This is a genomic window from Pseudohongiella sp. SYSU M77423, assembly GCF_029911965.1.
Taxonomy (GTDB): Bacteria; Pseudomonadota; Gammaproteobacteria; order Pseudomonadales; family Pseudohongiellaceae; genus Pseudohongiella.
Window position 1 is genome coordinate 51866 of sequence record NZ_JARYTH010000004.1, and the last position, 24053, is coordinate 75918.

At 56.2% G+C, this 24053-nt stretch carries 22 protein-coding genes and 1 pseudogene; 9 read left to right on the top strand and 14 right to left on the bottom strand.

The features are described 5' to 3' along the window. Positions 1-8: 8 nt before the first annotated feature. Positions 9-692, top strand: a complete 684-nt coding sequence (locus tag QGM61_RS09870) for an HAD family hydrolase (protein WP_237132421.1) — start codon at positions 9-11, stop codon at positions 690-692. Here the strand turns inward: QGM61_RS09870 and QGM61_RS09875 are convergent. The 3 genes from QGM61_RS09875 to QGM61_RS09885 all read right to left on the bottom strand — a co-directional run bounded on the left by QGM61_RS09875 (position 673) and on the right by QGM61_RS09885 (position 3151). Next, positions 673-1203: a glycine cleavage system protein R gene (locus QGM61_RS09875; RefSeq protein WP_281132845.1), complete on the bottom strand. Its 531-nt coding sequence runs from the start codon at positions 1201-1203 to the stop codon at positions 673-675. The genes QGM61_RS09870 and QGM61_RS09875 overlap by 20 nt on opposite strands. An 83-nt stretch (positions 1204-1286) precedes the next feature. Further along, on the bottom strand, positions 1287-2438 hold the full coding sequence (locus QGM61_RS09880) for a molybdopterin-dependent oxidoreductase (RefSeq protein WP_237132423.1): 1152 nt from the start codon (positions 2436-2438) through the stop codon (positions 1287-1289). A gap of 104 nt (positions 2439-2542) precedes the next feature. After that, a complete protein-coding gene (locus QGM61_RS09885) occupies positions 2543-3151 on the bottom strand; it encodes a peptidylprolyl isomerase (RefSeq protein WP_317622177.1) in 609 nt (202 codons plus the stop codon). Here QGM61_RS09885 and QGM61_RS09890 point away from each other — a divergent pair. Together QGM61_RS09890 and QGM61_RS09895 are read left to right on the top strand one after the other, a co-directional pair. Continuing rightward, entirely contained in the window at positions 3138-3839 is a 702-nt protein-coding gene (locus QGM61_RS09890; RefSeq protein WP_281132846.1) for a hypothetical protein, read from the top strand. The genes QGM61_RS09885 and QGM61_RS09890 overlap by 14 nt on opposite strands. Positions 3840-3950: 111 nt before the next feature. Next, entirely contained in the window at positions 3951-4127 is a 177-nt protein-coding gene (locus QGM61_RS09895; RefSeq protein WP_237132425.1) for a hypothetical protein, read from the top strand. Between the two features lie 36 nt (positions 4128-4163). On the opposite strand, the gene QGM61_RS09900 is transcribed toward QGM61_RS09895, so the two are convergent. Further along, a complete protein-coding gene (locus QGM61_RS09900; RefSeq protein WP_237132426.1) occupies positions 4164-5066 on the bottom strand; it encodes a TraB/GumN family protein in 903 nt (300 codons plus the stop codon). Positions 5067-5163: 97 nt separating this feature from the next. Between QGM61_RS09900 and QGM61_RS09905 the strand changes: the two genes are divergently transcribed. From QGM61_RS09905 to QGM61_RS09920, 4 genes and pseudogenes are all read left to right on the top strand, one after another. Continuing rightward, positions 5164-5517 (top strand): DUF6164 family protein, encoded by a 354-nt coding sequence (locus tag QGM61_RS09905; RefSeq protein WP_281132847.1) that lies wholly within the window; start codon positions 5164-5166, stop codon positions 5515-5517. A 157-nt stretch (positions 5518-5674) separates the two neighbouring features. Beyond that, positions 5675-6238 carry an alkyl hydroperoxide reductase subunit C gene (ahpC, locus tag QGM61_RS09910; protein ID WP_237132429.1) on the top strand — a complete coding sequence of 188 codons (564 nt, stop codon included), beginning with the start codon at positions 5675-5677 and terminating at the stop codon, positions 6236-6238. A 113-nt stretch (positions 6239-6351) separates the two neighbouring features. Beyond that, entirely contained in the window at positions 6352-7905 is a 1554-nt protein-coding gene (gene ahpF / locus QGM61_RS09915; protein WP_281132848.1) for an alkyl hydroperoxide reductase subunit F, read from the top strand. A 466-nt stretch (positions 7906-8371) separates the two neighbouring features. Beyond that, positions 8372-8977, top strand: a pseudogene (locus QGM61_RS09920) (diguanylate cyclase domain-containing protein); the annotation flags it as partial. A 115-nt stretch (positions 8978-9092) separates the two neighbouring features. On the opposite strand, the gene QGM61_RS09925 reads toward QGM61_RS09920, so the two are convergent. The 9 genes from QGM61_RS09925 to QGM61_RS09965 form a co-directional block, all read right to left on the bottom strand. Next, positions 9093-9980 (bottom strand): SMP-30/gluconolactonase/LRE family protein, encoded by an 888-nt coding sequence (locus tag QGM61_RS09925; protein ID WP_281132849.1) that lies wholly within the window; start codon positions 9978-9980, stop codon positions 9093-9095. Positions 9981-10006: 26 nt separating this feature from the next. Then, positions 10007-10735 carry an SDR family oxidoreductase gene (locus QGM61_RS09930; protein ID WP_281132850.1) on the bottom strand — a complete coding sequence of 243 codons (729 nt, stop codon included), beginning with the start codon at positions 10733-10735 and terminating at the stop codon, positions 10007-10009. Between the two features lie 132 nt (positions 10736-10867). Then, positions 10868-12238 carry an efflux RND transporter periplasmic adaptor subunit gene (locus QGM61_RS09935; RefSeq protein ID WP_281132851.1) on the bottom strand — a complete coding sequence of 457 codons (1371 nt, stop codon included), beginning with the start codon at positions 12236-12238 and terminating at the stop codon, positions 10868-10870. A gap of 1 nt (position 12239) precedes the next feature. Continuing rightward, the gene (locus QGM61_RS09940; protein ID WP_281132852.1) at positions 12240-15383 is read right to left on the bottom strand and encodes an efflux RND transporter permease subunit; all 3144 of its coding nucleotides are present in this window, start codon (positions 15381-15383) and stop codon (positions 12240-12242) included. A 174-nt stretch (positions 15384-15557) separates the two neighbouring features. Further along, positions 15558-17216 carry a cation:proton antiporter gene (locus QGM61_RS09945; RefSeq protein ID WP_281132853.1) on the bottom strand — a complete coding sequence of 553 codons (1659 nt, stop codon included), beginning with the start codon at positions 17214-17216 and terminating at the stop codon, positions 15558-15560. Positions 17217-17240: 24 nt separating this feature from the next. Further along, a complete protein-coding gene (locus QGM61_RS09950; RefSeq protein ID WP_317622181.1) occupies positions 17241-19052 on the bottom strand; it encodes an ABC transporter ATP-binding protein in 1812 nt (603 codons plus the stop codon). A gap of 160 nt (positions 19053-19212) precedes the next feature. Continuing rightward, positions 19213-19944 carry a class I SAM-dependent methyltransferase gene (locus QGM61_RS09955; RefSeq protein ID WP_237132437.1) on the bottom strand — a complete coding sequence of 244 codons (732 nt, stop codon included), beginning with the start codon at positions 19942-19944 and terminating at the stop codon, positions 19213-19215. Between the two features lie 236 nt (positions 19945-20180). Next, positions 20181-20369 (bottom strand): hypothetical protein, encoded by a 189-nt coding sequence (locus QGM61_RS09960; RefSeq protein ID WP_237132438.1) that lies wholly within the window; start codon positions 20367-20369, stop codon positions 20181-20183. Between the two features lie 91 nt (positions 20370-20460). Next, on the bottom strand, positions 20461-21708 hold the full coding sequence (locus QGM61_RS09965; protein WP_281132855.1) for an FAD-dependent monooxygenase: 1248 nt from the start codon (positions 21706-21708) through the stop codon (positions 20461-20463). 96 nt (positions 21709-21804) lie between these two features. Between QGM61_RS09965 and QGM61_RS09970 the strand changes: the two genes are divergently transcribed. Together QGM61_RS09970 and QGM61_RS09975 are read left to right on the top strand one after the other, a co-directional pair. Continuing rightward, on the top strand, positions 21805-22272 hold the full coding sequence (locus QGM61_RS09970) for a MaoC family dehydratase (protein ID WP_281132856.1): 468 nt from the start codon (positions 21805-21807) through the stop codon (positions 22270-22272). Positions 22273-22340: 68 nt separating this feature from the next. Next, complete coding sequence (locus tag QGM61_RS09975) at positions 22341-22781, top strand: DUF1499 domain-containing protein (RefSeq protein WP_281132857.1); 441 nt, start codon at positions 22341-22343, stop codon at positions 22779-22781. On the opposite strand, the gene ubiH is transcribed toward QGM61_RS09975, so the two are convergent. Beyond that, positions 22765-23994 carry a 2-octaprenyl-6-methoxyphenyl hydroxylase gene (gene ubiH, locus QGM61_RS09980; protein ID WP_281132858.1) on the bottom strand — a complete coding sequence of 410 codons (1230 nt, stop codon included), beginning with the start codon at positions 23992-23994 and terminating at the stop codon, positions 22765-22767. The two genes, QGM61_RS09975 and ubiH, sit on opposite strands and share 17 nt — an antisense overlap. Positions 23995-24053: the final 59 nt, after the last annotated feature.

Below are 24053 nucleotides of genomic sequence, written 5' to 3' on the forward strand. Positions count from 1 at the left end.
ACCATTGCATGAAAACCCTGGCTATTTTCGATCTGGATAACACTTTGCTGGCCGGCGACAGCGACCATGCCTGGGGCGAGTTCCTGATCAGTGAAGGCCTGGCCGATGCCGAGTCACACCGTCAGCAGAACGATGCTTTTTATGCTCAGTACCAGCAGGGCACGCTGGATATGACCGAGTATCTGGAGTTTGCGGTGTCACCGGTGGTGGGTTATACGCAAACCCGGCTGGCGGAGCTGCACATCAAATTCATGCAGCAGTTCATTGACCCGATTATGCTGCCAAGTGCCCAGGCGCTGGTCGACTCTCACAAGAACAAGGGCGATATCTGCCTTATTGTGACCGCTACCAACCGTTTTGTGACTGAGCCTATCGCCAAGCGACTGGGGGTCCACGACCTGATTGCTACAGATCTGGAGTATCTGGAAGGGGTGCTGACTGGCAAGATTAGCGGGGCGCCTTGCTTTCAGGCTGGCAAAATCACCAAGCTGAAGTCATGGCTGGAAACCAATAGCAAGCAGCCTGAGTACCAGGGCCTGACGCTGGAGAACAGCGTGTTCTACAGCGACTCGTTTAATGATATCCCATTGCTGGAAGCTGCTGGCAAAGCGGTGGCTGTTGACCCTGATGATAAACTGCGGGCCCACGCGAGCAAAATGGGCTGGCCGGTTATCAGTCTTCGGCAGGCGTGATATCGACGATCAAATCGTCGGCGAGCTTTTCGATTTCGGCTCTCAGAGAATCTATATCCATCCCGGCTGGCACGTGCAGCAGGGCATTGGCCTTGAACAGCATGTCGGAGGCCATCGGAGCCGGGCTGCATTCTGTCTCCAGATCGTCGACATTGACCTGATTGCGCGCCAGGGCGCCAGAAATATCCCGGATAATACCTGGACGGTCATTACCCACCAGCGACAGCCTGACGGCCTGACGAGGTGCACTGGACTCACTGCCATCTTCGCCAGGGGCAGGGCGCTGGACTACCAGTCTGAGTTTGGGTGAAAGCGCATCCAGCGCCGTGACCAGCTCGTCTGCCTTGTCCTGATCAACACTGACTCGCAGGATGCCGGCGAATTGCCCGGCCAGGCGCGACATATTGCTTTCCAGCCAGTTGCCGTGATGCTGGGCAACAATCTGCGCCAGCGACTCCACCAGCCCCGGCTGGTCTTTGCCAATCAGTGTCAGCACCAGATAACTTTTCATATGACTCTCACCCAGCTTATGATCCGTGTCCTTGCCGCCGCATCCGCCAGTCTGGCGTCAGCGGCACTTGCAAGGCTGCTACTTCAGGCCTCAATCATGACGCGACGCGGGAACTGACCAAACTCTTCCCAGTAACTGACCCGCTCCGGCAACTGATCGGCTGGCGACTGGACCTGTCCATTGACATCGGTCACGCGTGAGACAAGGGTATGTTCTCCCGGGCTGGCACCCTGCCAGTCCAGATAAAACGGCTTCCAGCTATACTGGCTCGCCTGCGGATCGATAGTCGCCTGCTGCCAGGGGCCGTCGTCGATTTTGACTTCAATGCTGCGCAGCGGGGTGCCATCATTCAAAGCAAACCCACTGATGCGATGGCTGCCGCCACGGTCGGTAACGCGGACAATAACTGACTTGAGATTCATTCGCGCTACAGAATTTTCAACCCAGCGCTCTTCACCGCCAACCATTTCTCGTTTCAGCGTGACGTAGTCACGGCCCATGAAACGACCCATGTAGCGGGTATCCTGCACATGAATCTGGGTCAGCCATTTAACATTGGCGACCCCATAGAAGCCTGGCACTAACAGGCGGACCGGACGCCCATGATGAACCGGCAGTGGCTCGCCATTCATTTCGTAGACGATCAGGTTGTCGTCCCGCATGGCGTCTTCCAGCGACAGACTGCGCGCGAAAGCCTTCTCGACTTCGCGACCGCGGATTTCCTCGCGGCCCATATCACCACCAAAAAACACCACCTCTCGACCTGCTGACTGCACACCGGCACGCTCCAGCAGATCCTTAAGACTCACACCACGCCAGCGCGCATTGCCAACCAGTCCGTGAAACATACGGCCGCCATTGCCACCGCACTCGAAGCCACAGTCTATTTCGCGGCTGGGCAGCGCACGCAAATCATCCAGTGTAAAGCGCAAGGGTTGATCAACCAGACCCGTAAGCGACAACTCATACTGAGCGACATCGAGTTCGGGCTGGCCGTAGTGTTGAACCACATAAAAATCGTGACTATAGAAATCCGTCAGTTGTCGGGTGTCAATAATATGCGTGGCACCAGGCTGACGCGGCCCGGGGCCCCAGCCCTCAGGCACATCCAGGAAACGCATGACTCGCTCGCCCTGTGCCAGCGCAAACCATGGAACACCTGCTGTGGCGGCGACCAGTCCTGCCCCTACACCCGCCTTCAATAACTGTCTGCGGCTTTCATTTTCTATTGTCATCTTGTGCCTCTGCCTGGTGGCTTATTGTTATGGTTTTTTTGTCACTGACTGAGTCAGCACTGGGCGATGTCCGCCTTCATGCGAAGACGGGAGCCAAGCCCGGATTAATGGCGGTGACCGCCCGGTCCGTGCACATGACGGTGTGCAATTTCTTCCGGAGCTGCCGCGCGCACCCCCAGCACTTCGATCTGATAGTGCAGTGTGCGACCGGCATACGGGTGATTTGAATCGACATCCACATTGAATTTGCCAACTTTGACAACCAACGCATTGCGAACACCCTGGTTTGTTTTCACCCCAACAATGACACCTGGCACCAGATTCTTGCCAGTGGGTGGATTATGCAACTGCTTGATGGGAAGACGGATCAGCTCATTGGACTTTCTCGGGCCGTAGGCCTGATCTGGTGTCAGGGTAATATTGAGCACGTCGCCCGCTCGCTTGCCGGCCATTGCCTGCTCCAGCCCCGGCACCACATTACCGTGTCCGTGAAGGTACAACAGCGGCTGACGTCCGAATGAGCTTTCAATCCAGGCTGAGTAACTTCCGTCCTGGCGGACTTCGCACAAGCGATAGTGAAACGCCACAACGCGATTCGGCTCGACTCGCATAGTCAAATGAGCAGGCGGCTCCTGCACCGAGCTGAAGCTGACCGATGCACCCTTGACGCTCTCTTTAACAGGCTCTGCCGGAGCTGCTGTGATATCTGGCACCGGGCTGGCGGCTGCTTTGGACTTACTGGCTGCTTTTGGTTTGGACGCCGCTTTGGGTTTAGCCGCCGCTTTGGGCCTGGCCTCAGCTTTAGGCTTGGTCGCGGCCCTGGATTTTGCTGCTGTCTCAGGTTTTGCCTCTGTCTTCGGCTTGCTGGCTGCCTTGGGACTGGCGGCAGCTTTGGGCTTGGCTGCGGCCTTGGCTTTTGCTGCAGTTCCAGACTTGGCAGCAGCCTTGGGCTTGGCTGCTGTTGCAGATTTTGCTTTGGAATCGGCTTTGGGCTTGGCAGCTGTCGCAGCCTTGGCTTTTGTAGTCGCCTTGGTAGCGGTCGTCCTGGTCGTTGACGCAGGGGCTTTCTTGGTCGCCGGAGCTTTCTTGGTTGCAGGCGCTGCCTTGGCTGAGGGTGCCTTCTTGGCTACCGGCGCTTTTTTAGCGGCTGGCGCTTTTTTGGCTACAGGCTCTTTTTTGGCCACGCCTGCTTTCTTGGCGGCGGTCGCAGACTTGGCTGCAGGCGCTTTTTTCACCGCAGCCTTTTTGGTATCCGCCTTGGGCGACGTGGCAGTCGACTTGGCGGAACTGGTCTTGGTGGTCGCCGCAGATTTGGCTTTCGACGTGGTTTTGGATGTTGTTTTTTTCGCTGCAGTTTTATCGGTCATACTGATCTCTCTCCAACAGATTGACCGATTCTAGCAGATTGCCGGCGGTATAAAAGGCTGCAGGCACAAATTGACGAGCTGACAGGAAAGGGGGGATTGGTGTATACTGATCGACTTTTTACGGTAGATATCAAGGTTTAGTGTCATGTCCAGCAAATCCAAGAAAGACCTGCCTGTTTGTGATCGCGAAGATCTGGCCCGCCAGGTGGCAGCGTTTCTCAAATCCGGCGGCAAGGTCCAGCAGATTCCAACGGGCACCAGCGGTCAAACCAACACCCGCGGCCCTCGCCAGATCATCCTGAGTCACAAAACTGCCAACTGATCCAAGTCTTTAATACCGGGCACGGCACAGCAGGCATCACGGCTGTGCCATCACCTGAGTCACCTCGTAACCACGACTCTCCAGCATTGCCAACAGCCCATCTTCTCCTACCATGTGCGCGACGCCAGCCAGAACGAACTCTGTACCCTCCTGTTCGAACATGGCCTCGATAAGCGGTAGCCAGTCCTGATTGCGGTCAACAAGCAGGCCCTGATAAAGCTCGTCCGAGAATTCGCCCATTGAACCGACGAATTGCTCTTCCAGCACACTCAGGTCACCTGCGCGCCAGCTGCTCACCATGGTTTCAAGCTGCGACTCCATGTCCTTGAAATCTTCCAGCGAATACATCACGTAATCGCTTTCATAGCCCTCGCCCAGACTGGCAAGCAGCGCGAGCTGCTGATCAAGCGTCTCCAGCTGTCCACGATCCTTGCCATCTCCCATGGCCCGGGTATGGAAAAACATATCAACTCCCTGGGGTGAAAACCCGAGCTTTTGCAGCTCCAGCACGCTGAGGGTGCTGATAAGCAGACCCGGCTTGAAAGTCTGCATCATGGCCAGCGGGATGGGCAGGCCGGCCGATGCCACATAATCTGACAGCGCCTGATACGCTTCCTCATTCAGCACTGTTCGCAGGGTGCGACCGTCCTGGTAGGTCATCTGGGCCATCATGCGCTGTTGAAGCGAAGGGTCATTCATGGCCCCGATATCAGTCTCGAAAAACAGGCGGTCTGACTCCTGATATGCCAGCTCATACTCAGGTGGCAGTGGATAATCACTGGCGCGCAACAGGTGAATGGTGCCGCCCAGGTAAATGTGATTGCCGTCATCTTTGCTGACCTGCCAGACCGCTGTCTGCGCGCTCGCCAGCGTTGCTATGCTCGCGAGAACCAGCGCAACGATCGCCTGTGCAGCCGTGAAACCTGCCTTCTCCAACATAATGCTTTCCCTCTTCTTCCCTTTGTTGCGGTTGGCTATGTTTTCCTGCGGCCGATGCCAGTAACATGACCACTCCAGTCCATTCTCTATTACAACTATGTCACGCCTGATATTCAAACTGCGCCATGTACCTGACGATGAAGCCGAAGACGTGCGCCAGCTGTTGCACGACCATGATATAGACTTCTATGAGACCAGTGCTGGCAACTGGGGCATTTCAATGCCTGGCATCTGGTTGCGCAACGATGACGACTACGGCCTGGCCTCCAGTCTGCTGGCCGAGTACCAGTCACAGCGCCAGCGAGAGTCCCGTGCACAGTACGAAGCGGACAAGGCCGCCGGGCGAGCCGAAACGCAGTTGGACAGACTGCGTCAGGAACCTGTCAAAGTAATCCTGTATTTTTGTCTCTGTGCCGCGCTGTTCTACGTTCTGGTGACTGCCTTCTATTGACTGTAGACGCCGACAGCGAGCGACATCATTTATTATTTCTATCGTTTGTTAATATATATTTCATTTTACCTAAGCTGAAAATAGGGCTATTCTTGCGGCTGTTAAGTGAACCGCCGATCAAACTGGATTCGGCACAGGGAAATTAAGGAGTCTTTACGTGTCTTTGATCAATACCGAAGTTAAACCCTTTAAAGCGACCGCATTCCACAATGGCGAGTTCGTCGAAGTGACCGAAGCTGATCTGACCGGCAAGTGGTCAGTTGTGTTCTTCTACCCAGCCGATTTCACCTTTGTTTGCCCCACTGAGCTGGGCGACCTGGCTGACAACTACGAAGAATTCAAAGCACGCGGCGTTGAAATCTACAGCGTTTCTACTGATACGCACTTCACACACAAAGCCTGGCATGACAGCTCAGATACCATTCGCAAGATCACCTACCCGATGATCGGCGATCCCACTGGCACCATCAGCCGCAACTTCGAAGTCATGATCGAAGAAGCCGGTCTGGCTGAGCGCGGAACCTTTGTGATCGATCCTGATGGCAAGATCCAGGTAGTCGAAATTACTGCTGGCGGTATCGGCCGCGATGCCTCAGAGCTGCTGCGCAAAGTTAAAGCTGCTCAGTACGTCGCTGCGCACCCCGGCGAAGTTTGCCCGGCGAAGTGGCAGGAAGGCGAAGAAACACTGGCGCCGTCACTGGACCTGGTAGGTAAAATCTAAAACGCTTTACTGCAGTAAGCCCGAGAGCCCGGGCGGCTATCGTCCGGGCTTTCTTTTGCCCGAAATTTGTGTAAACACTGCCCTTGTGCATTGATTTATCGAGGAAAAACGTGATGTTAGACGCCAACATGAAAGCCCAACTGAAAGCGTATCTGGAGAAAGTCTCCCGGCCTTTCGAGCTGGTCGCGTCGCTTGATGACGGCGCGAAATCAAAGGAGCTGCGCGCACTGCTGCAGGACATCGCATCGCTGAGTCCGCACATCACTGTTCGTGAGGACGGTCAGGATAGCCGACGCCCGTCTTTCAGCCTGCAGCGGCCCGATGCCGATATGCATCTGACGTTCGCCGGCATCCCGATGGGACACGAGTTTACTTCGCTGATTCTGGCGCTGCTGCAGACGGGTGGACATCCACCCAAGCTGAGTGAGGAAAAAATCGCCCAGATTAAAGCCATTGACGGTGAATTCGCCTTTGAAACTTATTTCTCGCTGTCCTGTCAGAATTGCCCGGATGTGGTGCAGGCCCTGAATGTGATGGCGGTCTTGAACCCCAATATCAAACATGTGGCCATTGATGGTGCTCTGTTCCAGAAAGAAGTCGAAGAGCGCGAGGTCATGTCTGTCCCCAGCATCTATCTGAACGGTGAGCTGTTCGGACAGGGCCGCATGGGAGTTGATGAGATTCTCGCCAAGATTGATACCGGCGCGGCCAAGCGCGAAGCCGAGAAGCTGGCAAGCAAGGATCCATTTGATGTGTTGATCGTGGGCGGCGGCCCAGCCGGTGCGGCAGCGGCGATTTACGCAGCGCGCAAGGGTATTCGAACCGGTGTCGCGGCTGAGCGCTTTGGCGGTCAGGTGCTCGACACCATGGCAATCGAAAACTTCATCTCTGTGCAGGAAACCGAAGGCCCGAAACTGGCGCGACAGCTCGAAGAGCACGTCAAACAGTACCAGGTGGATATCATGAATCTGCAACGCGCGTCGGCTCTGGTGCCTGCCGTTGAACCTGGCGGTTTCCACGAGATCAAATTTGATAATGGTGCATCACTGAAGGCCAAGTCGATCATTATCAGCACTGGCGCACGCTGGCGTGAACTGAATGTACCGGGGGAGACGGAGTACAAGAACAAGGGTGTGGCGTACTGCCCGCATTGTGACGGCCCCCTGTTCAAGGGCAAGCGTGTCGCTGTTGTCGGCGGCGGCAACTCAGGTATTGAGGCTGCCATCGACCTGGCAGGTCTGGTCGCTCACGTGACGGTGCTGGAATTTGCCGACACGCTCAAGGCAGACGAAGTACTGCAGCGCAAATTGCGCAGCCTGCCCAACGTCAAGGTGATCACCTCGGCGCAGACCACAGAGGTATTGGGCGATGGCAAGAAAGTGACTGGCCTGGTTTACAAGGACCGACAAAGCGAGCAGTCGCACACTGTGGAGCTGGAAGGTGTTTTTGTGCAGATCGGTTTGCTGCCAAACAGCGAATGGGTCAAGGGCACTTTGAAAACCAGCAAATTTGGAGAGATTGAGATAGACAACCGCGGTGAGACCAATATTCCCGGCGTATTTGCCGCCGGTGATGTGACCACGATACCCTATAAGCAGATTGTTATCGCTATGGGAGAAGGGTCACGGTCAGCACTGAGTGCTTTTGACTACTTGATTCGCCACTGAAGAAATGACCGACAAAAACAGACTGCTGCGACTGCAAGGCGATATTGACGAGATTCGTAACCGGCGGATCCAGCAGTTTGTATTTGTCTGTATTTTATTGCTTGTCACGCTGTCGATCGCCAACGTCTTTAGCGGTCAGATTTCGATCATGGTCTCCATGATGGCCTGCGTCGTGCTGCTGTGCGGCACGCTGCTGCTGTTGCGGCATGGCTACACAACGCTGGCAAGTCATATCATCCTGGCGGTCACCTTCTTTTGTATCTGTCAGAGTATGTGGGACGGCTCAGGTCTGCGCTCTGCTGCCGTGATCGCTTACCCCGCGGTACTTTTGCTGGCTATGGTCATGGTCGGAACGCGGTCTTTTTATGTCATCTCCGCCAGCATGTTTCTGTTCATTGTCATTCTCAGTGTGGCCACCATGAATGGCTGGCGCCCCGGCACCGAGGTCACCCGTGGTTATCTCACTATGATTGACCACCTGGTTGTTCTGGCCGGATCAACTTTCCTGATTCGCGTGCTGGCGTCCGATCTGCTGCTATTGCTGGAGCGATTACGCCAGGAGCTGGTCGTTGTAGAACAGTCCAAGCTGGCCGCAGAGCATCTTGCTAATCATGACAATCTGACCGGCTTACCAAACCGGCGCATGGCTGAGCAGCTTTTTAATGATGTGCTGGAACAAAGTTTGGCTGATGAATCCACGCTTGCGTTCGTTTTCCTGGATATCGATAACTTCAAACAGATTAATGATTCCCTGGGGCATGCGCGCGGCGATGCGCTGCTGCAACACCTCACGAAGACCATCAGCGAACAGCTACGACGATCTGACAAACTCATCAGGATTGCAGGAGATGAGTTTTTGATACTCATCGGCGGATTGCATGAAGGTGCCAATGTCGAACCCGTGCTCAACAAAATTGTGAATGCCGTTGCGACACCGGTTGGCCTGGATGGAGTGTCTATCACCCCAAGCATTTCAATGGGCGTGACGCTGGCGCCTGAGCACGGAACCGATTTCGCCAGCCTGCTGCATCACGCCGACGTCGCGATGTACCAGGCCAAAGCAGCTGGTCGCGGGCGGTATGAATTTTACCGCCCGGCTTTGGCCGTAGTGGATTTAGCCAGAGGCTGGCGATCCCACTGGCTCAGTGCTCGGCATTCTGGCAACTATCGGATGGATAACTGCCCGTTCAATACATGCCCCGGACATTCATCGGCAAGGCGAACAGGCTTCTGCGGGCAGTCACAAACAGCACATTGCGCTCCGGTCCACCGAAGGTCATGTTCGCCGGTGCCAGGGGAAACTCCAAAACCTGCAGCACTTCACCTTCCGGACTGTACACCGTGATATTGTTACCACCAGTCAAATACAGATTGCCGTGCTCATCCAGCGTAACGCCGTCGGAACCCTGCGGGGCAATCAGCCTTTTTCCGCTGATCTGACCGGGGGCATCGATGTTGTAGGCAAAGGTCTGGTTACCCTGATGATCGGCCACGTACAGGGTCTCTCCATCAGCGGTGCCAATAATGCCGTTCGGACGCTGCATGTCGGTAATGATGACTTCCGCTTCTGAAGCTCCAGGCGCCAGGTAATACACGTAGTAACCCGGCTGTGGCAGGTTTGCTTCGCTGCCGTAGCGTGGATCAGTAAAGTAGATGCCACCCTGCGGGTCAATCCACAGATCATTCGGGCTGTTGAAAGGAGCGCCATTGTGCTGATCGATCACTGCCGTGGCATTGCCCTCACTGTCCATTCGGCTGATGCGGCCCGCACCACCCTCGGCGCCGTAGAGCACCCAGTCGGCATCAAAAAACAGACCGTTGTTGCCATTGGTCTGTTCACGAAAGGTCTGCAGCTCGCCATCAACCGTCCACAGATGAATACGGTTGGCAGGGATATCCGAAAAATAAACGTTCCCGGCCTCATCGGCTATCGGACCTTCCGTGAAGGTGAACGTATCGCTCAGTAATTGGATCTGTGCATCTTCGGCGACCAGGCTATCGCTCTGTGCGAAAGCCTGGGCACCCGCAACGCCAATTGCCAGTACCACTAATGATTGGATAACGCGTGACTTCATAACTGCTTCTCCTTGAATTGGATGGTTCAACCACGGCCCAGAAATGGCTGTCTGGGATCAAGCACTGTGGCATCAATGATGGTGGAGTTCGGCGGCATGCTCAGCATCAGCACTGCCACACGGGCAATATCTGCCACCTGCATTTTGGGCTCATCAACAACAGACTTTGGCGCTTTGTCCCAGATGTCAGTATGTACGTTGCCAGGGTGCAAACAGCTTACCATGATGCCAAGGTCGCGTCCCTCGACCTGCAGCGCACGGGTCATGCCCTGCAGGCCGAACTTGCTGGTGGTGTAAGGGACTGAACCGAATCGCGGGGTCTGACTGGAGATACTGCCGATATTGAGAATACGCCCACCGCCGGCATCTTTCATGACACGGAAGGCTTCGCGACTGTAAAGAAAGGCACCCGTGAGGTTGGTATCCATAACCATCTGGAAATCCTTGGCGCGCAGGTTCTGAACGGCGCCGGCACGGGCAATACCTGCATTGTTGACCACAGCATCGACTTTACCGAACTGTTGCATGGCGAGTTCGAAGACACGCACCGTGTCTTCCTCGCTGGCCACATCAGCGACGCTGCCAGTCAGGGCATCGTGACCGATAGCCTCCAGCGCTTTGTTAACGCTCTCTTCAGAACGGCCGGTGATCAACACTCTGGCACCTTCTGCCAGACAGGCCTCGGCGATGGCTTTACCGATGCCGCGTGTTCCTCCGGTAATGATGATGCCCTGATTGGCCAATAGCTGTGACATTCTCTGTTCCTCCGTAAGCAGACTGACCGTGCCCAGTTGCGGCACGGTCAAGCGTGTTCAGTTTTGACGGAGGACAATACCACGCTGGCACGCCCGGCACTACCAGTGCCAGGGCACCAGCGTGGCCAGTCGTCAGTTGATACTGCTGACGGCAGCCACACCTGGCTGCAGCGGCGCGCCGTCGGCCAGTGCCGATTCGGTCACCGGATTTACCAGCAAGCCGGTCATGGCAGTGGGCAGTTGAGAAACCATAATCTGGTCGCCCGCGGTCAGGGACTGTGAACGGACCAGTACATGGTAGTTACCCTGCTGGTCGATATGTTCACCAACGCGCTCGATCTGCACCGCTTCCAGACGGCTGTGATCAATCCGATAGATGCGGTCGTTGTCATAAATGGCATGCATCGGCACAGCGACAACATCTCGCTCAACCGGCAGACGCACATTCAGGTTTACTACCTCACCCAGTGCCAGTGTGGCATCAGCAGGCACCTTGAAAAAGCCGTCAATGCCGCTCTGTCCGGATTTGACGTTGCCAGCCAGTCCCTTTAATTCCAGTACCTGAGTAGATTGCCCGGTCGCTGATGTGACATCGTTAATTGTCGCAGTCACTACCTGGCCGTTTTGCAGACTGCCACGCAGTTGCGCTGCCATTTCGATTGGCAGTGACGCGCGCACCTGCAGGCGGTCGTAGTCCGCTACCTGCAGCAGCTCACTTCCGACACTGATGCGGTCACCGACCGCAACCCCCAGACTGAGTATGCGGCCATTAAACGGTGCCGCCACCTGAGTATGGCGCAGGTCCAGCTCAGCTCTTGCCAGACTGGCGCGACTTTCTTCCAGTACTGCTTCGGCCTGGGCAATCTGATTGGGGTAGTCAGCCAGTGTTGCCTGATGGCTGGCGTGAACCATGGCGCGCTCGGTTGCCTCATGACGCACTTCATCCAGTTGCGCGTCTGCGATCATGCGCTGCGTGTGCAGTGATTCAAAGCGCTGCAGCTTTTCTCTGGCGATGCGTAATTGATCCTCATGATGCGTAGCCAGTGTCTGTGCCAACTCGTAGTCGCTAACGACCGATTTCAGGCTGGCCTCGGCTCGTCGCTCCGCGGCCTGGGCGGCACGCAGCGCCAGTTCAGCCTCGCGCGGATCCAGCTCCAGCAGAACGTCACCTGAATTAACCCAGTCCCCCTCCCGAAAGTGCACTGCAGAGACATCGGCGGTCAGACCGGCACGCAATGTTGCCTGCTGATCGGATTCCAGTCTGCCATACGCCTGTAATGTGGGTGACATGGCTGCTGGCTGTACGACGCTGGCTGCTACCGGCCACTCGCGTTCCGCCCGCTCAACAGGAGCCGCCTCCGGCCCTGTTGCTACCACCAGTGCGCTGGTCAGCACAAACATGCCCAGTATTAATACACCGGCCGCTTTGGTGCCAATGTATCTGAATCTGTTGAGCTGACGCCCCCAGAAAATCTGTTGCCCGAAGTTGTTATCGCCTTGCATATCAAAGTCCCTCTTTACTTGGCTCGAACACCTGAGCCTGGGTGGCAGTCTTGAGTCTGCCGAGTCTGTTTTTAATGCGTTCAATCATCACAATCAGCGCCGGAACAACCAGCAGCACCAACAAGGTGGCAAATGCCAGGCCGAACACCAGTGTTATGGCAATCGGTACCATGTAGATGGCCAGGCTGAACTGTTCGAACATCAGCGGCGACAGGCCTGCCACTGTCGTCAGCGAGGTCAGGCAGACGGCACGGAAGCGTGACAGCGCAGCGCTGCTCACTGCGTCGACCAGTGCTTTGCCGGCTTCCAGTTCCCGGCGCAGGAAACTGACCAGCACGATAGAGTCGTTGACCACCACCCCGGTCAGGGCAAAGAATGCCAGCATCGACATCATGCCCAGGTCCACACCCATGACCCAGTGGCCTGCAATTGCACCCGTCAGGCCCAACGGAATCGCGGTGAGCACTGCCAGCGGCCATACGTATGAAGAGAACGACCAGGCAAGAATCAGGTAGATGAAGATCAGCGTCAGCATGCCACCCATCTGCATGGTCTCCAGCAGTTGCTGATTGCGCAGGTTATTACCGCCGACATCAGAACTCAGACCGTAACGCTGATTGATCTGTGGTAATACTGTCTCGCGCACGGAGGCCAGTACACGCTCGGCGTTGTTCACCTGACTGTCCACGGAGGCACTGACCATCACTGACATCGACCCGTTGTTATGATTGATGACATCGATACCACGACGGGTGGAAAGATGGGCGACCTGGCGTAATGGAACAATTTCTCCCTGCGGCGTTCGCACCGGGAATTGTCCTAGTGAAGCGATATGGTCACGTTCCTCGTCAGGCAGCATGACCATGACTTCCAGCTCGCTGTTATTCTGGTTGAATATCTGCACGCGGTTGCCATAGTAGGCCGCACGCAGCTGCTGGCCGAGTGAGGCAGTGGTGACGCCAAGTGCCTGACCCTGGGCAGTCAGATCAAAGATCATCTGATCGCGCCCGTAAGGCAGGTTATCAAAGACGTTGCTCACTCCCTCGTAGTTGCTCAGGGCCGCCTGCAGTTCTTCGGAAGCCTGCTTGAGTGTGTTGATGTCGTCCCCTCTAAGAACCAGGGAAATATCCGGCGCACCACCGTTGGCTCCCCCACGCACCTCAAGCATTACCTGCTCGACATACGGTGGACGTACGACGCGCTGTTGCCATGCATTGACGAACTCCTGTGGTGCGACCTGGTAGACATCTTCCCATGCGTACTCGACACGCATGGAACCGAACTGGGCGCCTGACTTGTTCTCCTGGTTGATACGGGCAACATTCTCACGCACGTAGTAACCATTGATGTTGACATTGCCATTCTCACTGTCAGTCTGCTGCATTGACTGTTCCAGGTGTCGCATGAACTCACGTCGCTGCTCCTCGGTGGCGTCCATGGTGAAACTGACATTTGCTTCCAGCATCTGCAGACTCATACCCAGCACAAAATTAACGCCCACCCGACCGCCGATCACCAGACTGAAGGCAAGAACCACACAGCCGATCGCGGTCAGCAGCGTAGTGCCAGGTCGCGCCAGCGCCAGGGTGAGCACCGGTTTGTAGTAGCGGTCACGGAATCCAAAGAAAGCAGCATCGAACTTCTGACGGAATTTCGACTTCGGTTTACGACCCATCTGTTTGAAGCTGTGCTTGAGGTGTGCCGGCAGCACGATAAAGCATTCAACCAGAGACGCCACGATGACGCAGAACAGAACCATCGGCATGGTCTGAATGACTGCCCCCATTTCGCCACCAGTGATAAGCAGCGGAACAAAAGCGGCCAGTGTGGTCAGCGACGAAGTCATCACCGGCATGAACATGCGTTTTGCTGCACCAGACGCTGCCTCATCGGGGCTCAGGCCCTGCTCGTGCAGACTGACAGCGTCCTCGCCAACAACAATCGCGTCGTCGACCACAATACCTAGTGCCATGATGAATGTGATCAGGGCGAGAATGTTGATGCTGCCGCCGAACACGTAATAGTAGAGCATGGTTGCGAACAGAAAGCTGACGGGAATACCCACCGTGACCCAGGCCGCAGTACGTGTATTCAGGAACACAAACAGTGTCAGCACAACCAGCACAAGGCCAGACCATGCATTACTGGCGATAACTTCCAGCTGCTCTTTCAGCAGTACCCAGACTTCCTGGTAGGTTTCCACGGTAACGCCATCAGGCAATTGCGGTTGAGTCTGGTCCATCCACTGCTGCAGGATGCGAGCGGACAACAAAGCATCCGAGTTGGTTACACGATACAGGTTCATTTCGATGGCAGGGCTGCCATCCTTGCTGAGCAAGGGCTGTCCGGCTTTGGCGCGCTTCTCTACCTGGGCGACATCGCCGAGCCGGATCAGCTCACCGGTCTGGGGATTCTGAATCTCCATACGCTCGAATTCATTAATCCCACGGCGCTGATCCAGCCCTCGCAACTGCATTTCACCCTGGCTGCGCGCAACAACACCCGCAGGTACATCCATGCTGCGATAACGTACTTCACCCGCCAGCGCATCCAGCGTGGTATTCATGGCCAGCAGATCGCGACTGCCTACCTGTATGGCCATTTCTTCTTCCGGCAATCCACTGAACTCAATGCGGTCGACACCGGCAGTGTAGAGTTCGCGTTCGAATCGACGCACCAGGGGTACCAGTTCTGACACACTGGAGGCTCCGGCAACAATCAGGGAGGCAATAGGCTCATAGGACATACCACGGCGCACCACCATCGGCTCCATGTCGCCTGGCAGATTGCGAATCTGCGCGACGCGATCACTTACGGTCTCGAGCGCCTTGCTCAGGTCTGTGTCAAACATGAACTCGAGTCGAATGTTTGCGCTACCCTGGGTACTGGTGGAGTACATCTGCTGCAGGCCGATCACGGTGCGGACCTGCTGTTCAACCGGCACCACAATCAGTTGTTCAACGTCCTCGGCCGAGGCGCCGGGCCAGTTGGCATTGATAATGACAACCGGCCATTCCACAGATGGGTCAAGCTGGGTATTGATGCGTGTCGATGCCCAGAGCCCGGAGAGGATCATCATGATCATCACCAGGTTGGCTGCCACTTTATGTCGGGTAAAAAGATCGATAATGCCTGTGTTGTTCATTGCTCACTGCCTGTGATTTGTCCAGAACCCGCTGCAAATGAGTGGGTAATGGCATGAGCAATTCACATATCGTGCCAGAATTATAAGCTATTGATATATATAAACTATGCTTATCTAATGAGATATGAAGAGGTGAGTCTGGCTAAGGATTTTGGAAAAGCTTGGTGAAATTCGCTAACTTGGCTGAACTGATTCGCTACTTCCAAGCAACCAGTCGACAGCCTGAAAGGCGGCATCAGCAAAGGGGCGCAGTACCAGATCAGCACCCGCCCGCTGTAATATCTCGGCATCCCGGGCATTGGCTGCGGTGAGCGCGACTTTACCGACATAAGCCTCGCGACGCAGGCTGTTGAGCAGCGCCATATTGATATCTCTTTCGCGGGCAGTGTTGATTACCCAGCGCGTTCGCGCCAGAGGCAGGGAGCCCAGAAATTCCGGGTCTTCCGCATCGCCGAAGCGTACCTTCATGTTCTCGCTGCCCTGAGTACGGACAACCTCCGGATCAATATCAATACCCAGCACTTTGTGTCCACGTGCCATCAGTTGATCCGCAATACCACAACCATAACGACCCAGCCCGAACACTACAAACTCCGGACGCAGCGCTTCATCAGTATCATATTCCGTTTCCCGGTAGGCATTGTGCCGCTCAAACACCGACATTGCAGGTGACAGCCACTCGTACAGGCGGTGGGAATACAGAATCATGTAAGTGGAGCCACTGATGGTGATCAAACCTACCAGCGTGATGAGGCCAACGGTCTCGCGGTCGATATGGCCCAGCGACAATCCCAGAGCCGCCAGGATAAGGGAAAATTCGCTGATCTGGGCGACCGTCAAGCCGGCGAGGAATCCAGTACGTTTGCGGTACCCCATATATCCCATCACGGCCATGACAATGATCGGATTGCCGATCAGCACGAACGCCGACAGGATAAGCGCTGGTGCCACCTGCCCACCCAGCGTCCCCAGCTCAAGACCGCTGCCCAACTCTATGAAAAAGAACAGCAGCAGAAAGTCACGCAGGCTGACCAGCCGCGCTCCGATAACCTCGCGGAATGGCGTCGATGCCAGCGACACACCCGCCAGGAAGGCACCCACTTCTTTGCTGAAGCCAAGTGCATCACCAACCGCTGCCATTGTCACGGCCCAGGAAATGGCAAACAGAATCAGCAGCTCAGCGGATCGCGCCATCAGGCCAGTCAGTGTCGGGAGAACATACTTCATCAGCGCGGCGATGAACAGCAGCATGCCGGTACCTTTCAGAACCACCCAAAGCATCTCGGTCGCCAGCGCGCCGGGCTCGGCCGAGGTGCCCGCACCCAGCGCCGTCAGGCCGATCATAACCAGGACCACCACAATGTCCTGCACAATCAGAAAACCAACAGCGATGCGCCCATGCAGGGCATCAATCTCTTTTTTATCGGAGAGCAGTTTGACGATGATGATGGTGCTGGAAAAGGTCAGCGCAACGCCCACATACAGCGCGCCAACCGGCGACATCCCCAGTGCCAGGGCAATCAGAAATCCAAAGATCGAAGTAAACAGCACCTGGCCCAGACCGGTGGCCAGCGCAACGGTCCCCATGGTGCGAATGATGTGAAGGTCCAGCTTGAGGCCGACAACAAACAACAGCAGGGCAATGCCCATCTGCGCCAGCAGCTCGATGGGCTCGGTGGCTGCCACAAGCCCGAGTACTGAGGGGCCCAGAATGATGCCCGCAGCGATAAATGAAACGATCAGTGGCTGACGCAACATCAGGCCCACCGAGCCGATAATGGTCACCACTGCCAGCATGGCAGCTACTTCGACAAAGACGTTTTCAAATCCCATTCGCGGACTGCTCCGTGACGGCGTTTACTGGTAGCCTTTGGCCTGCAGTTCGAACAGTGTGGCGTACTGACCGCCCAGCGCCAGCAGGCTTTCGTGATCACCACGCTCAAGGATGCGGCCATGCTCCATGACCACGATCTGATCGGCGATACGTACCGTCGAAAATCTGTGGGAAATGATGATCGAGATACGATTGGCGGTCAATTCGCGAAAGTGCGCAAAAATGTCGGCTTCGGCACGCGCGTCGATAGCAGCTGTTGGTTCATCCAGAATCAGCACCTCGGCGCGGCTGCGCATAAAGGCACGGCCCAGCGCGATCTTCTGCCACTGCCCGCCTGACAGGTCCTGCCCATCGCGAAACCAGGTACCCAGCTGGGTATCGTACTGGGCGGGCATATGTTTGATGAATTCGGCTGCCAGGCCCTTTTCAGCTGCCTCTTCGATCAACGGCCGATCATTTATAAACTCTTTGTCACCTACACCAATGTTTTCACCAACCTTTAACTGATAGCGGGCGAAATCCTGAAAAATGACGCCCAGCTTTTCACGCAGTGCGTTGATATCCCACTCCTGCAGATCCAGCCCCTGATACAGAATGCGACCACCTGTTGGTGTGTAGAGCCGCGTCAGCAGTTTGATCAGCGTCGTCTTGCCAGACCCATTCTCACCAACGATGGCCAGACTTTCGCCAGGACGAATATGCAGATCGATGGCATCCAGAGCTGGTCGCTCAGCCCCCGGGTAATGGAAACTGACCTGCTCAAAACGGATTCCATCTTCGGGTTGTGGCCCCTCGGTCCTGTCGCCAGTCGGCTCGGGCACGTTGTGACCCAGGTATTCAGTCAGGTTGGAAAGGTAGAGGTTGTCTTCATACATCCTGTTGATCGACGCCAGGCAACTGGTGACCGCGCCCTGACCCTGACGGAACACCGCAATATACATGGTCATCTGGCCCAGGGTGATGGCACCGGCAACCGCTGCGAACGCGACCCAGCCGTAAGCAAAATAGAAAGCCGCGCTGGCAATCAGGCCCAGCATATAACCCCAGAACCCGCGGCGCAGGACCAGATTGCGATCTTCCTTGTAGATATTCTTGAATATATCCACGTAGCGCTGCAGGAACAGGCGGCCCAGCTGCATCAGCTTGACCTCTTTCACGCCGTCCTCGCGTGTCAGCACCATTTCAAGATAGACCTGCATACGGCGCTCTGAGGATCGACGACGCTGGTTGCGGAATGCTTCACCCGAGTATTTGGCCTCAGCCATAAAGGCGGGCACACCGGCAAAGCTGAGCAGCAGAACCGCCCAGATGGAGAACTGCAGCAGCAGGAAGCCATAACTGATCAGCGAGATTCCATCACGAATCAGATCGAAGGTCGCAATGACCAGGCTCAGTGGGCGGCTTGAGGCCTCTCGTCGTGCGCGCACCAGCTTGTCGTAGTATTCAGAGTCTTCAAAATTGGCCAGCTCCAGCGTCAATGCCTTTTCCAGAATCATCACATTGACTTCGTTGCTCAGCAGGGCGCGCAGGATGGACTGGCACACCGTGTTGATTTTCTGGGCGCCGGTCATCAGCACCACCAGTCCTGCCTCGATCAGCACATATTGCAGGAGCTGGGTCTGCAGCGCATCGCGGGCTGCGCCATCCGCCTCAATGGCGGCGACAACGGCGTCAACAATCAGCTGGCCGACCCAGGCAATGGCAGCCGGCAATAGCCCTGCCGCCAGCGTCGCCAGCGCCATGACGATGGTCAGGGCCGGGCTGGCACGCCAGACGATTTCTATTGCGACGCCGCTATAGCGAAACACGGATGCGAAGCGTGTCAGCCACTGCAACGGGCTCAATTTGGGAAGAGTTGCTTTCAAATCTAGTTTCGTTATTCGTTAAACCAGTCCAAAAAACCGGCGGGGCCACAACCAGCCTGCAGACAGGCTGGCGGTGACCCCGCGATTAAACGCTGCTGGCAGCGTACTTGCTGCCAGTGCCTTCAAGGCATCAGGGCTTCATGGCGCGTACCACGATACGGTCGGTATTGCGCCCCAGACTCTGATCAAAAGGTCCGGTTGTCCTTGGATCGTCATCGGCATGCAGCACGTCACTGACACCCGTGATGACAAACCCGGCTTCGGTCACTGCCTGGGCCACTTCATCCAGTGTGATGCGGTGCAGCGATGCATTGTCGGCGCCCACATTGCCGCGGTGATCGATGATACCCAGGATGCCGCCCGACTTGAGCACATCCTTGACGGCAGCCAGCATGGCCTGCGCGGCGGCGGGGTTGCCATTGTACAGATCGTGGAAATTAAGCGCCGTCAGCGCAAAATCCACCGAGCCGGACTCGATACCCAGGCTGTCAAAGCCCTGATTCACGCGCTGCACATTTGGAAGACGATTTCCGGCCAGGCGCTCCTGCACGCCGGCTTCAGTATTACGCATACCCAGGGAGGCCGGGCTGTTTTGCATCAGTACTGTGCCATTGGGCCCCACGGCGTACGACAGGACTTCGGTATACCAGCCTGTTGAGGCCATGATATCGAGCGCGGTCATGCCCTCTTCCAGGCCCAGAAAACTCAGCACAGCCACTGGTTGGCGCGAGGCATCGCGCTCTTTGTCGGCTGCCGGGCGATCGGCACTGTTCAGAGCCTGAGTGAGGCGCGCCTCATCGACGGCATGCACCTGGCCAACAGCCAGCAATGCCACGGTAAACAAACTGACCAGCTTCTTCACAGAAAACCCTCCACAGTCATTATTATTGATGTTGTGCCGACAATTGACGCTGTCTTCGTGGTATCTGCATACGTACTCTCGTCGCCAAATGTCAGAGCAGCGGACAGCATAGGGCAATTTAAGCCAGGAATACAGGAGAACGCGCTTCAGCGGTGGTGAGCGGGAGACGCGGCAGATCCAGAATGAAGGGGTTGTTCAGCTAACGCGGGAGTGGCGGGCTCGCAAGGGCGCACAAATCAGTGCAGTCTGCGCGCCTCCATCAATTCTTCTTCAAAGAGCTTTTTGACGCGCAGCAATTCCTGCATGTCGTTTTCAGAGGTCAGCAGCGGCAGATGGTTCTCAATATCCAGAATGATATTGGTAATACTGCCAGTGTCGAGAGCGCTCAGGTCGACATCAAACGGCCAGGGCGATTCTTGGCTCATGAGAAAATCCTCGGGGGCAATTTAGGCTTACCTAAGGTCATCGTCCGCCGTAGGGGATTCTTTAGAAAATATTGCAATCGATTGGCCGCAATCAGCCCAACGCCTGCCGAATCAGGAACTGTTTGAGGACCGGCAGACGGTCGACGGCGTCCATGCCGGTATTCCGGAGCCAGCGCACTGGCAGGGGCTGTTCGGCATACAGGCGCTTGAATGCCTCCATGGTCACCATCATGCTCAGGTTGTTGGGCTGGCGACGGCGCTGATAGCGCGACAGAACAATCGGATCTGCCGGCGAACGGCCACTGCGCCGGGCCCGGACCAGCTCTTCTGCCAGGACATGGACGTCTGCCAGACCCAGGTTGGCGCCCTGGCCGGCCAGTGGATGAATGCTGTGCGCCGCGTCGCCAATCAGGACCAGCGAGCCTTGATGATAGCGGCGCGCATGCCGCTGGCGCAGCGGAAAACTAAAGCGTTTATCCGTGTGTTGCACAGATCCCAGCCAGTGCTGACTGGCATTGGACAGTGCCTGACAGAAGGCAGCGTCATCCATGGACATCAATGACTCCGCCACAGACGGGATCACCGACCAGACTATGGAGCAATAGCGTTGCGGCAATTGCGGTGCAGCCTGGTCGGCCAGCGGCAAAAATGCCAGCACCCCTTCATCCATGAATATCTGGCGCGCAGTATTGTGGTGTGCCTGCTCGGTGCAAATGGTCGTGACGATTGCCTGATGTTCGTAGTCCCATTCCCGTGTGGCGATGCCGGCCATGCTTCGCAGCGGTGAGCCGGCACCGTCGGCGGCTATGACCAGCCCTGTCCGTACGGTATCACCACTGCTCAGCGTCAGCTCCGCCGTCTGAGCATGCCCGGAATGGGCCACCTGTTGATAGGCAGTCACTTTGACTGGCGCCAGTATCTGCAGATTCTTGTACTCTGCGATACGCTGCTGCAGCGCCGACAGCATAATCCTGTTCTCGACGATGTGGCCAAGGGATTCGGTGTGCACATCACGGGCATCAAAATCGATCTGTCCGGTGCCATCCGCTTCGCGCACATGCATATGGGTATAGGCGCAGTTGCGCTGGGCCTCGATGGCCGGCCAGACCTGTAACTGCCGGAACAAGCGTTGCGAGGCATGCGTGATGGCACTTACTCGCGGGTCGTAAGACTCTGGCTGTGCCCCCAGCTCACCTGCCGTTACCGGCGAGGCATCCAGCAGTAGCACATTGATACCCGCGTCGGCCAGCGCCAGCGCCATGGTGGCGCCCACCAGCCCTGCCCCAACGACGGCTATGTCGGTTTCATGCTGTACGTGACTGTGTGTTTGCTGACTCATTTACAGGCTGCCAAAGATCGGTTGATGCGGGCTGCATTCTGTTGAATACTGCCGATACTTTACCATCATATGGCAACGCAGGCAGGAGAGAATAATATGTCCGGACAAATGAGCCCGGCAGCAGCCAGGGAGCTGATAGGCACAGAAACTGGTGTCAGTCAGTGGCATACCATCAGCCAGGAACAGGTCAACCAGTTTGCAGACACCACCGGCGATCATCAGTTCATCCATCTGGATGAGGCCCGTGCTGCAGCGGAAACGCCCTTTGGCGGCACCATCGCCCACGGCTATCTGACATTATCCATGCTCAGTATGCTGGGTGCAGAAGCTAACAATGTACGACTTCAGAACACCCGCATCACCATAAACTACGGCCTGGACAAAGTTCGATTCCTGAATCCGGTTCGGGTTGGTTCGCGTATACGTGCACGGTTTGTATTGATGAGCATTGAGGAAAAAAACCCTGGTCAATGGTTGTTAAAGAACCAGGCAACCGTCGAGATAGACGGCCAGCAGAAACCAGCGATGATTGCAGAATCACTGGCGCTGGTCATCACCGGCTGAGCAAGGGGCGCTGTTGCAGGTCAGTTTTCTGATCAGTCGTACCCACTTCACATACAGGAGTATTCGCCATGAGCAGGAATCAGACCAATCACTTTGCGCGAGGCATGCTTGTTATGGGACTCTTGACGCTTATTGGCTGTGCCGGCGATCGACCAGCCGATCTTGGGCCGTTGGATGGTCAGTTGCGGGCCTGTCCGGACTCACCTAATTGCGTGAGCAGTTTTGATACCCGGGACAGTCATGCGATCGAACCCATCAGAGGCACGCCGGAAGCAGTCAAACAGGCATTGAACCAGATGGAGCGCGTGGAGATCATCACAGACTCTGGTGGTTATATACACGCCGAGTTTACCAGCCGCCTGATGGGTTATGTCGATGACGTGGAGTTTCTGGCCAACCCACACGAAGGAGTGGTTCACGTAAGGTCGGCTTCACGCCTTGGCTACAGCGACATGGGTGTCAATCGCGAACGCATTGAGCAGATCCGCTCGCTTATCGCAAACCCATAGCCTGCCGCGCAAACCACTGTTTGGCTGGCGGCATGACGTCCATGAACAGCAGTCCCAGATTGCGGCCCGCCGCCATAGCCGGATTGCGATTGGCAAACAGCCGTGTGGTCAGGTCGCTGAACATGACCGTCAGATTCTGATCGGACTGTTGCGCCTGCAGGTATTGCTCAAGCATCAGGTAGTCGCCAACGGCAGCTGCCCCATTTGTTTCCGCCTGTTCTGCCAGTGCCTGCGCCAGCGCATCAGCATCTCGCAGCGCCAGATTCAGGCCTTGGCCGGCAACCGGGTGCAGTGTATGGGCTACATTGCCAAGCAGTACCAGCCCCGGGCGAATCTGTTCTCTGGCAAGCATCAGTGTCAATGGGTAAAGAGACCTGGCACCAGCACGGGTAAACCGTCCCAGCCTTGTGCCGAACCTCTCCTGCAGTGCATGTAAAAAACCCGCTTCTGGCAATTGAGTGATCGCTGCAGCCTCCTGTTCAGCCACAGTCCACACCAGCGCTCCGCGATGCTCTTGCTCTGTGTCACTTAATGGCAGAACCGCCAGCGGTCCTGTATCTGTAAATCGCTCAAAAGCCAGCCCCTGATGCGGATGTTCGAAGGCGACGTTGCAGATTAAGGCATGCTGTTGATACGGCTTTCGCTCCAGCTGTATACCCAGTTGCGAGCAGATGTCCGAACGGCCACCGTCGGCCAGCACCATTAGCGAGGCATCAATTGTACTGGCAACCTGATCCTGGCCCTGCACCTCGATCTGCATGCCAGTGGCAGTGTGACGAACGCGTTGCACCGAGGCGGGCGAGCATACTTCTATGTCCGGATGTTCAAGCAGGCGTTTGTTGAGCGTCGCTGCCAGGTGCCGGTTCTCGATCACGAATCCCAACGCCGACACATCGACATCCGTGTTGTGTAATCGTGCGGCCCCAAAATGGCCACGGTCAGAGACGTGAATATCTTTGATAGCACATGCATGAGATGCCAGGTCGTCCCACAATCCGGCCTGTCGATATATGAGATGACTGCCCCAGGACAGGGCCGTGCTGCGCGCATCAAAGTCCGGCTCCCCGGCAGCGGTCGCCAGCGGCATTGCATCGACCAGCAGAATTCGCAGGCTTTGCTGCCGATTCTGGCCAGCCAGCAAAAGCGCAAAACTGCCACCCACCAGACCACCACCGATGACCACGACGTCGTAATGTTGAGTTTTGTCTGTCACTGCAATTCTTTTCTCCGAACCTGCCGCACGCTGGCGGTATCTGCCTGACAGGCACTGTA